Source organism: Trabulsiella odontotermitis (assembly GCF_001297775.1).
Lineage (GTDB): Bacteria > Pseudomonadota > Gammaproteobacteria > Enterobacterales > Enterobacteriaceae > Trabulsiella > Trabulsiella odontotermitis.
On sequence record NZ_LIFX01000010.1, the window covers coordinates 92,659 to 106,841 of the forward strand.

Here is a 14,183-nt window from a genome sequence, read left to right on the forward strand (position 1 = left end):
GTAAAATTGCGTCAGCTCAAACATTAATCAATATTATATAAAATAAAAATGTATTCGCATCACCAATGGTGAGTCGGGGCCAGCGCAAGAAAAAGTCTAATAAGTGATCCCGTGCCGATAATTATTTGATTTAAGTCAACCTCCATGTCCGGTAGCTCACTAAACTCTTTCCCTCGGTCCCGCGCTGACAGTGGCTTCGCGGTAGTTATGGCCTGGTTGGATGCCGGTCTGAATATCCCTTCAGGAATATGGGTACTCTTTCGAGCATCAATGAGCTTGTATACACGCTACAAAAAATACCGGGATAAATGGTGGGCGTTGCCGCTGTTTATCCCCGTCCTGTTACTTCCAGTCATTAATATCGCTAATACATTTGCCTTACTGGATGGCCGCGACGTCGCACTTTATTATCTGCCGCTGGCGTTAATGTTAAGCCTGATGCTGTTTTTCGGCTGGGCGGCATTGCCGGGCATGATCCTCGCGCTCTGGTTGCATCTCGCCAGAAACATGCCGCCTGTCGAGTCGGTGGGGCTGATCGCCAACTTCCTGATCCCGATAATCCTCAGCTGGGGCGGTTATCGCGCCTGCGTTCCCCGGCGCCATATGGTGTCGCACGGCACGGTGCGGCTGATGGCGCCACGGATTTTCTGGCAGATGTTTTTTCCGGCGACGCTCTTTCTGGTGCTGTTTCAGTTTTCCGTTTACCTCGGCCTGCAAACGAGTCGGCTTGAGATGGAAGGCGTCAGTCCACTGAGTTTGCGGACGATCATTAACTATCAGGCGCTGCTGGTGGGCTGCTTAACCGGCGTACCGCTGTGCTATCTGCTCATTCGCCTTATTCGTCATCCGCGTCATATTCGCAGCTATGCCTCGCAACTGCGACGTCAGATAGACCCCAAAATCAGATGGCCGGAAGGCATTGTGTGGTGGGTTGCGCTGGTGGCGTTACTGTTGATGCTGCTGCGGCCGATGAACGACAACGGTTCAATATTCAGCACCAACTATACACTGTCGTTATTGTTACCGGTGATGCTCTGGGGTTCGATGCGTTTTGGTTATCGCTTCATGTCACTCATCTGGACGCCGGTGCTGATCGTCGCCATTCATTTTCATTATCGCTATTTGCCGGTCTATCCGGGTTACAGTAATCAGCTGGCGATTACGTCATCGAGCTATCTCGTCTTCACATTTATCGTCGTTTATATGGCGATGCTCTCCACGCGCCAGCGGCTGATCCATCAGCGCGCCCGCCGGATGGCTTATCTGGATCCGGTGGTGCATATGCCCAATCTTCGCGCCCTGAACCGGGCGCTGATGGCAACTCCCTGGTCCGTGCTCTGTTTCTTGCGGGTGCCTGAGCTGGAGGTGCTTGGGCGTCACTACGGCGTGATGATGCGGATCCAGTACAAGCAAAAAATCGCTGAGTGGCTGAAGGACGTTCTGCTCGCCGACGAAGTGGTGTATCAACTCTCCGGTCACGATCTCGTGGTGCGTCTGAATACCGAAGGCTATCAGCGTCGTGTTGAGGAGCTGGATGCGCGGGTAAAACAGTTCCGTTTCAACTGGGATGGCATTCCTCTCTCGCCGCCGGTTGGTATCAGCTACTGCTACGTTCGTTCGCCGGTGGCGCATCTCTCGTTGCTGTTAGGCGAGCTGGGTACGATTGCCGATCTGTCGCTGAGCACGTCGCATCCCGAAAGTCTGCAACGTCGTGGCGCGATGCATCTGCAGCAGGGGCTGAAAGATAAAGTCGCGATGATGAATCAGATCCAGCAGGCGCTGGAGCGCAATCTTTTCCGCCTGATGGTGCAGCCGATTATCGGCGTGCGTGGCGACAACTACTACGAAATCCTGTTACGCATGGAAAACGCGGACGGTCAGTTGATCGGCCCTGACGCTTTCCTGCCGGTGGCTCAGGAGTTTGGACTGTCATCGCGTATCGACTTATGGGTGCTGGAGAAAGCGCTCGATTTCATGAATGGCAATCGCATGACGCTGCCGGGTCTGCGCTTTTCGCTGAATATCACGCCTTCCACTGCCTGCGGTGCTAACTTTCCCGACGCGGTGATGAAACTGCTGGAAAAATACGCCATCGAACCGTGGCAGTTGATTTTTGAGCTGACGGAGCGCCAGCCCATTCCGCTTCCCGAACAGGCGCGACAGACGATGTGCTATCTGCGACAGCTGGGGTGTCGGGTGGCGATTGATGATTTTGGTACCGGCTACGCCAGCTATACGCGATTAAAAGATGTCGATGCCGACATGCTCAAAATCGATGGCAGTTTTATTCGCAACATCGTTGCCAGCAGCCTGGATTATCAGATCGTGGCGTCGATTTGCCAGCTGGCGCGGATGAAGAAAATGCAGGTGGTGGCTGAATTTGTGGAGAGCGATGAGATCCGCAACGCGGCGCTATCACTGGGAATTGATTATCTGCAAGGGTATGGCATTGGCAAACCAGAACGGCTGGAGGATCTGGTTGCCAGTGCGCAGAAACAGGCGGTCGCTTAAGCGGCGACCTCCGGCGAATCTTCCTCGGTGATTTTCAGCAGCCAGCCGTTGACCGCTTCCCAGTATTGCTGTTCTTTTTCAAGATCAAGCAGCACCAGCGCGTTCTGGCTGAACCAGTCGTGCGGGAAGCACAGCGTCCAGTGATGGGCTTCGGTTTTTAGCGTCAGAACCGGCGGTGTGGTCGTCGCCTGACGCTGATTATTCAGCAGCACGCCAAGACGCAACAACTGGATCATCGGCAGGAACTGTTTCTTTTTGAACAGCGTAAAGCGCGGCAGTTCGTCGAGCTTAATGGCTTTGCGGCAGCAGCGTACCAGCGTCGCCATTAACGTCTGTTGTTCCTGGTTAAAGCCGGGCAGATCGCTGTTCTGCAGGATGTAGGCCGAGTGGCGTTGCATGCCGCTGTGGTTGATGTTCAGCCCCACTTCATGGAGCATCACCGCCCACTTCAGCAGCGCGGCCAACTGCGGATTCGCCAGCTTTGGGTTTTGCGCTTCCCACTGATGGTACATATGCATGGTGGTGTCGAGTACGCGCCCGACCTGATCGCGGTCGATGTTGTACTGATTCGCCAGGCTTTGTGCTGTGCGGCTGCGAATATCCTGATGACGGAAGCGGCCTTCCATTTCATACAGTACGCCTTCACGCAGGGCGCCGTCAGAGAGGCGCAGCTCTTTGATCGCCAGTGAATCAAATACGCCGCAAAGAATCGCCAGACCCGGCACAAACACCGCTTTACGTTCGTCGGAGAGGCCCGGCAGGCTGAGTGCATCGAAGCTCTTGTACTTCAGCAACTCGTTCACCAGCATGTCCAGACGTTCCGGGGTGATAAAACCGTCTTTTTCACCCATCGCCAGAAGCACTTCGTGCGCGGCTTTAATGGTGCCGGACGCGCCCAGCGCGACATTCCAGCCGTGAATGCGGAACTGCCAGGAGAGCGTTTCCAGCTTCTGAATGGCGGAGAGGCGCGCACGCTGGAAATTCTCTTTGCTGATGACATTACCCGGGAAGTACATCTGCGCGAAACTGACGCAACCCATACGGCGACTTTCCACCAGTCGTGGCTCAAAGTCTTCGCCAATCACCAGTTCCGTCGAGCCGCCGCCGATATCGATCACCAGTTTGCGGCCTTTTTCCGGCTGCGTGTGCTCAACGCCCATAAAAATCAGTCGGGCTTCTTCGTTGCCGGGGATGATTTCAATCGGGTAGGGGATCACTTTTTCCGCGCGTTTCAGGAACTCTGCCGCATTCTGCGCCTGGCGCAGCGTATGGGTACCAACGATACAAACGCTGGAAGCAGAGAAACCCTGCAGGCGTTCAGCAAACAGCGACAGGCAGTTTAGCCCGCGCTCAATCGCTTCTTCGCTCAACATGTTATTTTCATCGAGGCCATCCGCCAGATGCACGCGCTGCTTCAGGCGGCCAATGATCTGCATTGCGCCGTCGACAACGCGGGCGATCACCATATGAAAACTGTTTGAGCCGAGGTCGACCGCAGCAAATTCCTGCGGCCGTGAGGTTTGGTCTTGTATGGACATAGATTAATCGGGTTGCTCTAGTGATTTGAGATAATCATAGATCGCCTGTTGCGCGCGAACCTTACGACGATTGCCGCGCGGCACATAGCAATTACTCAGTTCTTTATCAATATACCGCGCCTTCACCGTATCGCTGAACAGAATATCGATAATATCGAGGATCCGTTGTTTCAGTCGCGGGTCGAGAAGCGGCGCGGCAACCTCAATACGGTAATCGATGTTGCGCGTCATCCAGTCGGCGGAAGAAAGATACACGTTTTTGTCGCCGCCGTTTTCAAAAATATAGATGCGATCGTGTTCCAGGTAACGGTCGACGATACTGATCACGCGAATATTGTCACTGATGCCTTCCAGTTCCGGGATCAGCGAGCACATCCCGCGGATCAGCAGATTGACCGGTACGCCTGAGCTGGACGCCGCGTAGAGTCTGTCGACCAGCCCTTTATCCACGAGGTTATTGAGCTTCAGCGTGATGCCCGACGGCAGACCATTCTGCGCGTTGGCAATTTCTTTATCGATCATCTCATACAGCAGGCGACGCGAGTTTTGCGGCGACACCAGCAGATAATCAAAGTTAACAGGGCGATAAGGGTTCTCGATAAAGTTGAAGACCCGGCGCACTTCGTTGGTAATCCGCGCGTCAGCGGTCAGCAGCGAGTAGTCGGTATAAATCCGCGCTGTTTTCTCGTTGAAGTTACCGGTGCCGATGTGCGCGTAGCGCACCACCTCTTCGCCCTCTTTGCGGGAGACCAGGAACAGCTTGGCGTGAATTTTTAACCCTGGCGCGGAGAAAATAACGTGCACGCCAGCGGCAGTCAGACGCTTCGCCCAGAGAATGTTGGCTTCTTCGTCGAAGCGCGCCTGCAGTTCGACCACCACGGTCACTTTCTTGCCGTTGTGGGCGGCGTGGATCATCGCATCGATAATGCGCGAGTCTTTCGCCACGCGGTAGATGTTGATTTTGATCGCCAGCACGCTCGGGTCAAACGAGGCCTGACGCAGCAATTCCAGCACATGCTCGAACGTGTGATACGGGTAGTAGAGCAGTACGTCGCGTTCGCGGATGGCATCAAAGCCGTTGCGGAATTTGTCGAACCACAGATGGCGCAGACGCGGCAACGGTCGGTTGACCAGATTGGCTTTGCCGACATTCGGGAAGCCAATAAAGTCTTTAAAGTTGTGGTAACGGCCACCCGGCACAATGGAGTCGTAGCGGGAGATGGACAGTTTTTCGCGCAGCATTTCCACCATCGCGTCCGGCATGTCGCGCTGATAGACGAAACGTACCGGCTCAGCAGTCAGACGCTGTTTCAGGCTCGATGACATCAGCTCCATCAGGCTGGATTCCATCTCGTGCACCAGATCGTACTCGGAATCACGGGTCATTTTCATCGAGTAGGCGTTCAGCGCGTCGTAATCGAAGAAGCCTTTGAAAATGTCATCCAGGCAGTAACGCAGAATGTTGTCGAGCAGGATCATCGGCTTGCGGCGGCGCGGTGTTTCCGGCGGCAGGTTGACGAAGCGCGGCACTTTATCAGACGGAATTTCCAGCAACGCGTAGCGAATGGTTTCGCCGCGAATGATCTCCACGGCCAGATAGGTGTAGTCATCTTTCAGGAACTGCACCAGATTGGTTTCGCGGTTGATCAGAATAGGGGAGATGTGCTGGCGCAGATACTGCTTAAAGTAGTGACGCAGCCACTCCTGCTGGTTGACCGACAACTGACGTTCGTTGATCAGGAAGATCTGATTACGCGCCATTTCCAGCAGCAGTTCGTTGTAGAGGTTGTCGAATTCCTGATCGTCTTTCAGTACCCGGGCCTGAATTTTACCCAGCAGATGGCGTGAATGGGCGGTAATGCCTTGTTCTTCGCTGATGATGATGCGACGTTTGAGTTCCGCAAAACGGACTTTATAGAATTCATCAAGGTTATTGGAATAGATACCCAGAAAGCGCATGCGCTCGATCAGCGGGTTGCTTTTGTCGGCCGCCTCCTGGAGTACACGTTCGTTGAAGGATAACCAACTTAATTCTTTCTCGATATATAGCTTTTCCTGGCCCATTACTACTCACACTCCGGTTCATTCACGGGACGCGGCAAATCCGTCTCAACGCGTATATTGCTAGCTTTACTGTAGGATGTCCAATGTGCCAGATAAGTATGACAGTTTTCCGGCGGGACGTAGTGGCGCGGTAAAAAAAGAGAAGGTATTCAGGAAGGTAATTACAAAAAAACGCCTCCTGCCGCACCTGCGCAAGAGGCAATATCATGTTTATTCGTCTGACGCGTAACCCTGCCGGGGCAGCTTAGCGCCATCCAGCCAGGCGGCGTTGTCACGCATCTGCAGGCGACCGTCAACAAACCAGCTTACCACCAGCGGGTAGATGGCGTGCTCCTGGGCCTGAACGCGTGCTGTCACATCCGCTTCGTCATCACCGGCAAAGACCGGCACTTTGGCCTGCAAAATAACCGGGCCGCCATCCAGTTCATCGGTGACAAAATGCACGGAGGTGCCGTGCTCTTCATCGCCGTTTTCCAGTACCTGACGATGGGTATATAACCCCGGATATTTTGGCAGAAGGGAAGGGTGAATATTAAGCAAGCGGCCCTGATAATGGGCGACAAAGGCCGGGCTGAGAATGCGCATATAGCCCGCCAACACCACGACGTCCGGCGCGTAAATATCGATTTCGCGGATCAGTTCACGATCGAACGCTTCCCGGCTGGCGAACTGGCTGGCTTCCAGCGCATGGGCAGGGATGTCAGCCTCGCGGGCGCGTTCAAGGCCGAACGCATCGGCCTTATTGCTGAACACGGCACGGAGCGTGCCATTGATTTTTCCCTGCTGACAACCGTCAATGATGGCCTGCAAATTACTTCCGTTGCCGGAAATAAGGACAACGATGTTCTTCATTACTCAATGACCACACGCTGTTCTGAATCGGACTTTTTGATATACCCGATTTTCCACGCGTTTTCACCTTTCTCATTTAACAGCGTTACGGCGTTGTCAGCCTGATCCGCAGGCAGCGCAATCACCATGCCCACGCCGCAGTTGAAGGTACGGTACATTTCGTGACGGCTGACGTTGCCGCTCGTCTGCAACCAGTGGAACACTTCCGGCCACTGCCATGAGGATTCGTCGATCACCGCCTGGGTGTTATCCGGCAGTACGCGCGGGATGTTTTCCCAGAAACCGCCGCCGGTCAGGTGGGCGATGGCATGAACGTCAACCTGCTCAATCAGTTCCAGCACCGGTTTAACATAGATGCGGGTCGGCGCCAGCAGATGATCGGCCAGCGGTTTGCCGTCGAGCTGCGTGGTCTGCGGATTGCTGCCGCTCACTTCAAGAATTTTACGTACCAGCGAGTAGCCATTCGAGTGCGGCCCGCTGGAGGCCAGCGCTACTAACACATCGCCATCGGCGACTTTTGAACCGTCAATGATTTCTGATTTTTCCACCACGCCGACGCAGAAACCGGCCACGTCGTAATCATCGCCATGATACATGCCCGGCATTTCAGCAGTTTCGCCGCCGACCAGCGCACAACCGGACTGCAGACAACCTTCGGCGATGCCGTTAATCACGCTGGCGGCAGTGTCGACGTCCAGTTTGCCGGTGGCGTAGTAGTCGAGGAAAAACAACGGCTCTGCGCCCTGCACAACCAGGTCATTTACACACATCGCGACCAGATCAATGCCGATGGTGTCGTGACGTTTCAGATCCATCGCCAGACGCAGTTTGGTGCCCACGCCGTCAGTGCCGGAAACCAGTACCGGTTCGCGGTATTTCTGCGGCAGCGCACAGAGCGCGCCAAAGCCGCCGAGCCCTCCCATGACCTCCGGGCGGCGGGTTTTCTTTACCGTGCCCTTAATTCGGTCGACCAGTGCGTTACCTGCGTCAATATCAACACCGGCATCTTTGTAGCTAAGAGAGGTTTTGTCGGTCACAGCGAAATCTCCGCGCGTTTGCTTGCGATAGAAGTAAAAAACGGCGCCATTCTACCAGTCAAAGCAAACGTTTGCGAGCCTGCTTTACGTTCATTTTTTCTCAGGCGATATTTCCGCCGTTGCAGTGGCTTAACTTGATACCGTTCACGAAAATGAAACCGGGTACATTCTTATTCTTGCAACAACATAGCGGCTTGCACATCATCACTGAAACCGGTTTCTGTGATGTGAAAATGAGGGAAAGCGAATGTCTGGATTTAAAGCAGGATTCTTATGGGGTGGCGCGGTCGCGGCGCATCAACTGGAAGGTGGCTGGCAGGAAGGGGGTAAAGGCGTCAGCGTGGCGGATGTGATGACCGCAGGCGCGCATGGGGTGCCGCGCGAGATCACCAGCGGCGTGTTGCCGGGCAAAAATTACCCGAACCATGAGGCGATCGACTTTTATCATCGCTATAAAGACGACATCAAACTCTTCGCTGAACTGGGCTTCAAATGCTTCCGCACCTCCATCGCCTGGACGCGTATTTTCCCCAACGGCGACGAGCAGACGCCGAATGAAGCGGGTCTGCAATATTATGATGATCTGTTCGATGAATGCCTGAAATATGGCATCGAACCGGTCGTGACGTTATCGCACTTCGAAATGCCGTATCACCTGGTCACAGAGTACGGCGGCTGGCGCAACCGCAAAATGATCGACTTCTTTGTACGTTTTGCGAAAGTGGCGTTTGAACGCTACCAGCACAAAGTGAAGTACTGGATGACGTTCAACGAAATTAATAATCAGGCTAACTTCCACGAAGATTTCGCCCCGTTCACCAACTCCGGGCTTAAGTATCAGCCGGGTGAAGATCGCGAGCCGGTCATGTATCAGGCCGCGCATTATGAACTGGTCGCCAGTGCCCTGGCGGTGAAAGTGGCACGGGAAATTAACCCGTCATTGCAGGTTGGCTGCATGATCGCCATGTGCCCGGTTTATCCGCTGACCTGCGCGCCGGATGACATGATGATGGCAATGAATGCCATGCATCGCCGCTACTGGTTTACCGATGTGCACGTACGCGGAAAATACCCGCAGCATCTGCTGAACTACTTTGCGCGTCGTGGTTTTTCGCTGGACATCACCGATGCTGATCGCGCGGCGCTGGCGCAGGGTTGTGTGGATTACATCGGCTTCAGCTATTACATGTCTTTCGCCACCAAAGCCACGGCCGATAACCCGCGTTTCGACTATGACGAAACCACCAGTCTGGTCTCCAATCCGTACGTGCAGAAATCCGACTGGGGCTGGCAGATTGACCCGGTGGGCCTGCGCTACTCGCTGAACTGGTTCTGGGATCACTATCAATTGCCGCTGTTTATTGTCGAAAACGGCTTCGGCGCTATTGATGTGCAGGAAAGCGACGGCTCGGTGAATGACCAGTACCGTATTGATTATCTGGCCGCCCATATCCGCGAAATGAAAAAAGCGGTGGAAGAGGATGGCGTGGATCTGATGGGCTATACGCCATGGGGCTGCATCGACCTGGTTTCTGCGGGCACCGGTGAGATGAAAAAACGCTACGGCTTTATTTATGTCGATAAAGACAACGAAGGGAAGGGCACGCTGGCACGCAGTAAGAAAAAATCCTTCGCCTGGTACCAGAAGGTGATCGCCAGCAACGGCGAAACCCTCTGACTTCACCGTTAACCTTTAGAGCCTCGCAATAGCGGGGCTTATTTTTTTCTTTAATTTATAATCAGTAACAACCTGTTAAACCTTTTGCTTGATCGTCGTCAAGCATTGTGGGTATGGCATTAACGGCAAAAAGCGTTATAATCCCGCGATTTTTTTTGCGGCTGCCACTTCAGAGGAGAATGAGAATGAAGATTGTGGAAGTGAAACATCCACTCGTCAAACACAAACTGGGCCTGATGCGAGAGCATGACATCAGCACTAAGCGCTTTCGTGAACTGGCCTCTGAAGTCGGCAGCTTACTGACTTATGAAGCGACCTCCGATCTGGCAACCGAAAAAGTGACTATCGAAGGCTGGAACGGCCCGGTAGAAGTTGAGCAGATCAAAGGTAAGAAAATCACCGTTGTGCCTATCCTGCGTGCGGGTCTGGGCATGATGGAAGGCGTTCTGGAACACGTTCCGAGCGCGCGCATCAGCGTGGTAGGTATCTACCGTAATGAAGAGACGCTGGAGCCGGTACCGTACTTCCAGAAGCTGGTTTCCAACATCAACGAGCGCATGGCGCTGGTGGTTGACCCGATGCTGGCGACCGGCGGTTCGATGATCGCTACTATCGACCTGCTGAAAAAAGCAGGCTGCACCAGCATCAAGGTGCTGGTTCTGGTGGCGGCGCCGGAAGGTCTGGCCGCGCTGGAAAAAGCGCACCCGGACGTGGAGCTGTACACCGCATCGATTGACAAGGGACTTAACGAGCACGGATACATCATTCCGGGGCTCGGCGATGCCGGCGATAAGATTTTTGGTACGAAATGATGAGATAGCGATAATAAAGCCGACTTTGATAGTCGGCTTTTTTTTGAATACAACAACACATGACCTATAACAACACTCGAGGAAAACACTATGACGCGCCGTGCTATCGGGGTTAGTGAAAGACCACCGCTTTTACAGACCATCCCGCTTAGTTTGCAGCACTTGTTCGCGATGTTTGGCGCAACCGTGCTGGTGCCAATCCTGTTCCACATCAACCCGGCCACCGTGCTGCTGTTTAACGGTATCGGGACGCTGCTGTATCTCTTTATCTGTAAGGGTAAAATTCCGGCCTATCTGGGTTCGAGCTTCGCCTTTATTTCACCGGTTCTGCTGCTGTTGCCGCTGGGCTACGAAGTGGCGCTGGGCGGCTTTATTATGTGCGGCGTGCTGTTCTGCATCGTCTCTTTTATCGTTAAAAAAGCCGGTACCGGCTGGCTGGATGTGATGTTCCCACCGGCGGCGATGGGGGCGATTGTCGCGGTTATCGGTCTGGAGCTGGCGGGGGTTGCGGCGAACATGGCCGGGCTGCTACCTGCAGAAGGGCAAGCGCCGGATTCAACAACCATTATTATTTCGCTGGTAACGCTGGCGGTCACGGTGTTTGGCTCGGTACTGTTCCGTGGTTTCCTGGCGATTATCCCGATCCTCATCGGCGTGCTGGCGGGTTACGCGCTCTCCTTCGCGATGGGCGTGGTGGATACGACCCCGATTGCCCAGGCGCACTGGTTCGCGCTGCCGACGTTCTACACACCGCGTTTCGAGTGGTTCGCGATTTTCACCATTCTGCCTGCGGCGCTGGTGGTGATTGCAGAACACGTCGGTCACCTGGTGGTGACGGCGAATATCGTTAAGCGTGACCTGATCCGCGACCCGGGTCTACATCGCTCGATGTTTGCCAACGGTCTGTCGACGGTGATTTCCGGTTTCTTCGGCTCGACGCCAAACACCACGTACGGCGAAAACATCGGCGTGATGGCGATTACCCGCGTGTACAGCACCTGGGTTATCGGCGGGGCGGCGATCATTGCGATTCTGCTTTCCTGTGTTGGCAAGCTGGCGGCGGCGATCCAGATTATCCCTGTGCCGGTGATGGGCGGTGTGTCGCTGCTGCTGTACGGGGTGATCGGCGCTTCCGGTATTCGCGTACTGATTGAATCGAAAGTGGATTACAGCAAAGCGCAGAACCTGATCCTGACCTCCGTCATTCTGATCATCGGCGTCAGCGGCGCGAAAGTGCACATTGGCGCCGCTGAGCTGAAAGGCATGGCGCTGGCGACGATCGTCGGTATCTGTCTGAGCCTGATCTTCAAGCTTATCAGCGTACTGCGACCCGAAGAGGTGGTACTGGATGCGGCGGACAGCGAAGACGTGAAATCGTGATCCTGCTACCGGGCGGAGGATCCGCCCGGTTCTCTCCGTTCCGGTTACGTGCTAAACTCGTTACCGATTTTAGGTAGTATTTTGTTGAGGTCTCTCTGAACGCACCGGCACAGCTCTCTTTGCCACTCTATCTTCCTGACGATGAAACTTTTGCGAGTTTCTGGCCGGGTGATAACCCTTCTTTTCTCGCGGCGTTGCAGAACGTTTTGCGCCAGGATCACAGCGGATATCTCTATTTCTGGTCACGCGAAGGCGCGGGACGCAGCCATTTGCTGCATGCCGCCTGTGCGGAGCTCTCCCAGCGTGGCGAAGCGGTAGGTTATGTGCCGCTGGATAAGCGCACCTGGTTTGTGCCGGAAGTGCTGGAGGGAATGGAGCATTTGTCGCTGGTCTGTATCGACAACATTGAATGTGCCGCCGGGGATGAGCCCTGGGAGATGGCGATCTTCAACCTCTACAATCGCATTCTTGAATCCGGTAAAACACGGTTGCTGATCACCGGTGATCGCCCGCCGCGCCAGTTGAATCTGGGTCTGCCGGATCTCGCCTCCCGCCTCGACTGGGGGCAAATCTATAAGCTGCAGCCGTTGTCCGATGAAGACAAACTGCAGGCCTTACAGCTTCGCGCCCGCCTGCGCGGCTTTGAACTGCCGGAAGATGTGTGCCGTTTTCTGCTCAAGCGGCTGGATCGCGAAATGCGCACGCTGTTTATGACGCTGGATCAGCTCGACCGCGCGTCGATCACCGCGCAGCGCAAGCTGACCATTCCGTTCGTCAAAGAGATCCTGAAGCTGTAACTTTTGTAGGCCGGATAAGCAACGCGCCATCCGGCAATATTGCCCGGCGGCGCTTCGCTTGCACGGGCCTACCTCTGCAGGTCATTCAGTAGATGCTGTATCAGCAGCGGGATCGGCCTTCCCGATGCCACGCTTTTTCCCCCTTCACGCCACAACGCGGTACCGCTGACATCCAGATGCGCCCATGGGATGTCTGGCGCGCAGAAGTGATGCAGCAGCCATGCTGCTGAAACGCTTATCGCTGCGTTATTGGTAGGAGTATTACACAGATCGGCAATCGCGCTTTCGGTTTGTTTTTTCAGCCGTGCGTCGAGCGGCAGCGACCAGACTTCATCACCGGACTGTTTCCCGGCCGCTGTCAGCGCTGCGCGCAGCGGTTCATCCTGGGTCATCAGGCCGCTTAACTCATAACCCAGCGCTTTCACCACCGCACCCGTCAGCGTTGCCATGTCGATGATATAGCGCGTCTGCGGATGACGCTGGCTGGCCCAGGCAATAGCGTCCGCCAGTACCAGCCTGCCTTCGGCATCGGTGTTGTTAATCTCAACGGTCAGGCCATTGCAGGCGCGCGCCACGCTGCCCGGTTGCATGGCGTTGGGGCCAATGGCGTTTTCCGCCAGCGCCAGCACGCCCATCACTCTGACCGGTAATGCCAGCGCCGCGATGCTCAGCATCAGTCCGAGGACGTTTGCCGCGCCACACATGTCATATTTCATGGTGTACATGCCCGCGCCTTCTTTCAGCCACAACCCGCCGGTATCAAAAGTAATACCTTTGCCGACATAGCTGCGCACCGGGCCGGTTTCCACACCGTCATAATGGATCGCCAGCAGGCGGGGCGGGCGTTCCGAGCCTTTACCGACGGCATGCAGCAACCCCAACCCCTGTTCAGCGATGGCGTGTTCGTCCAGCACTTCACAGCGCAGGGCAGGGATGTTAGCGCACAGACGTTGCGCCTGTTCCACCACAAACTGCGGCGTACACTGCTCAGAAGGCAGGTCTGCCAGCCTGCGGGCGGCCACCATGCCGTGCGCAATGGCCTGTTGCTGGCGAAGCTGCGCTTTCAGTACAGCGGTTTGTTCCGGCTGGCACCAGATGTCGATCTGACGCAGGCGAACGGCATCCGGCTGCGGTTTGCGCAGGCCCAGATCCGTCAGGGTATGTTCAAGATTAAACAGATAACGCAGCGCAGAAGATAACCCCGGCACGTTTACCGACGCATCCAGCAGCACGCGTGTGCTGGCCGGCGCGGTGAACAGCGGACGCAGTGCCTGCGTCAGCGCATCGTGTTGTGCATCCTGCCAGACGTTCAGCGGGATCAGCGTAATACGGGCAAATGGCGCGCAGCCAAAGCAGGTGTCTGCGATGGCGTTTTCCGCGCGAGCCGCCATTTCACTCACCACAGGGCAGGCGTCAAAAAGCGGATCGGCGAGTAGCGGACTGCCGGGCCAGGTCACCAGGTGGCAGCCCACGGCGTGGTTATCCAGGTGATTGATGATGCGGTAATCCAGCAT

10 protein-coding genes are annotated in these 14,183 nt (G+C 55.2%); 5 read left to right on the forward strand and 5 right to left on the reverse strand.

Annotated elements, in window-relative coordinates:
* The first annotated feature begins 270 nt into the window (after positions 1-270).
* Positions 271-2,511, forward strand: a complete 2,241-nt coding sequence (locus AOY23_RS14240) for an EAL domain-containing protein (RefSeq protein WP_054179432.1) — start codon at positions 271-273, stop codon at positions 2,509-2,511.
* On the opposite strand, the gene ppx is transcribed toward AOY23_RS14240, so the two are convergent.
* The 4 genes from ppx to purM form a co-directional block, all read right to left on the reverse strand.
* Positions 2,508-4,049, reverse strand: a complete 1,542-nt coding sequence (gene ppx / locus AOY23_RS14245; protein ID WP_054179433.1) for an exopolyphosphatase — start codon at positions 4,047-4,049, stop codon at positions 2,508-2,510. The genes AOY23_RS14240 and ppx overlap by 4 nt on opposite strands.
* A gap of 3 nt (positions 4,050-4,052) precedes the next feature.
* A complete protein-coding gene (gene ppk1, locus AOY23_RS14250) occupies positions 4,053-6,113 on the reverse strand; it encodes a polyphosphate kinase 1 (RefSeq protein ID WP_054179434.1) in 2,061 nt (686 codons plus the stop codon).
* Positions 6,114-6,323: 210 nt separating this feature from the next.
* On the reverse strand, positions 6,324-6,965 hold the full coding sequence (purN, locus tag AOY23_RS14255; RefSeq protein WP_054179435.1) for a phosphoribosylglycinamide formyltransferase: 642 nt from the start codon (positions 6,963-6,965) through the stop codon (positions 6,324-6,326).
* Positions 6,965-8,002, reverse strand: coding sequence for a phosphoribosylformylglycinamidine cyclo-ligase (gene purM / locus AOY23_RS14260; protein ID WP_054179436.1), 1,038 nt, complete (start codon positions 8,000-8,002; stop codon positions 6,965-6,967). The genes purN and purM overlap by 1 nt, the downstream gene beginning before the upstream one ends.
* A gap of 247 nt (positions 8,003-8,249) precedes the next feature.
* On the opposite strand from purM, the gene AOY23_RS14265 reads away from it, so the two are divergent.
* The 4 genes from AOY23_RS14265 to AOY23_RS14280 all read left to right on the forward strand — a co-directional run bounded on the left by AOY23_RS14265 (position 8,250) and on the right by AOY23_RS14280 (position 12,669).
* Positions 8,250-9,680: a 6-phospho-beta-glucosidase gene (locus AOY23_RS14265; protein WP_054179437.1), complete on the forward strand. Its 1,431-nt coding sequence runs from the start codon at positions 8,250-8,252 to the stop codon at positions 9,678-9,680.
* Between the two features lie 185 nt (positions 9,681-9,865).
* A complete protein-coding gene (gene upp, locus AOY23_RS14270) occupies positions 9,866-10,492 on the forward strand; it encodes a uracil phosphoribosyltransferase (RefSeq protein ID WP_054179438.1) in 627 nt (208 codons plus the stop codon).
* A 90-nt stretch (positions 10,493-10,582) separates the two neighbouring features.
* Positions 10,583-11,872: a uracil permease gene (gene uraA, locus AOY23_RS14275; protein ID WP_054179439.1), complete on the forward strand. Its 1,290-nt coding sequence runs from the start codon at positions 10,583-10,585 to the stop codon at positions 11,870-11,872.
* 95 nt (positions 11,873-11,967) lie between these two features.
* Complete coding sequence (locus AOY23_RS14280; RefSeq protein WP_072011962.1) at positions 11,968-12,669, forward strand: DnaA inactivator Hda; 702 nt, start codon at positions 11,968-11,970, stop codon at positions 12,667-12,669.
* Between the two features lie 68 nt (positions 12,670-12,737).
* Here AOY23_RS14280 and AOY23_RS14285 read toward each other — a convergent pair whose 3' ends face one another.
* Complete coding sequence (locus AOY23_RS14285; RefSeq protein ID WP_054179440.1) at positions 12,738-14,183, reverse strand: leucyl aminopeptidase family protein; 1,446 nt, start codon at positions 14,181-14,183, stop codon at positions 12,738-12,740.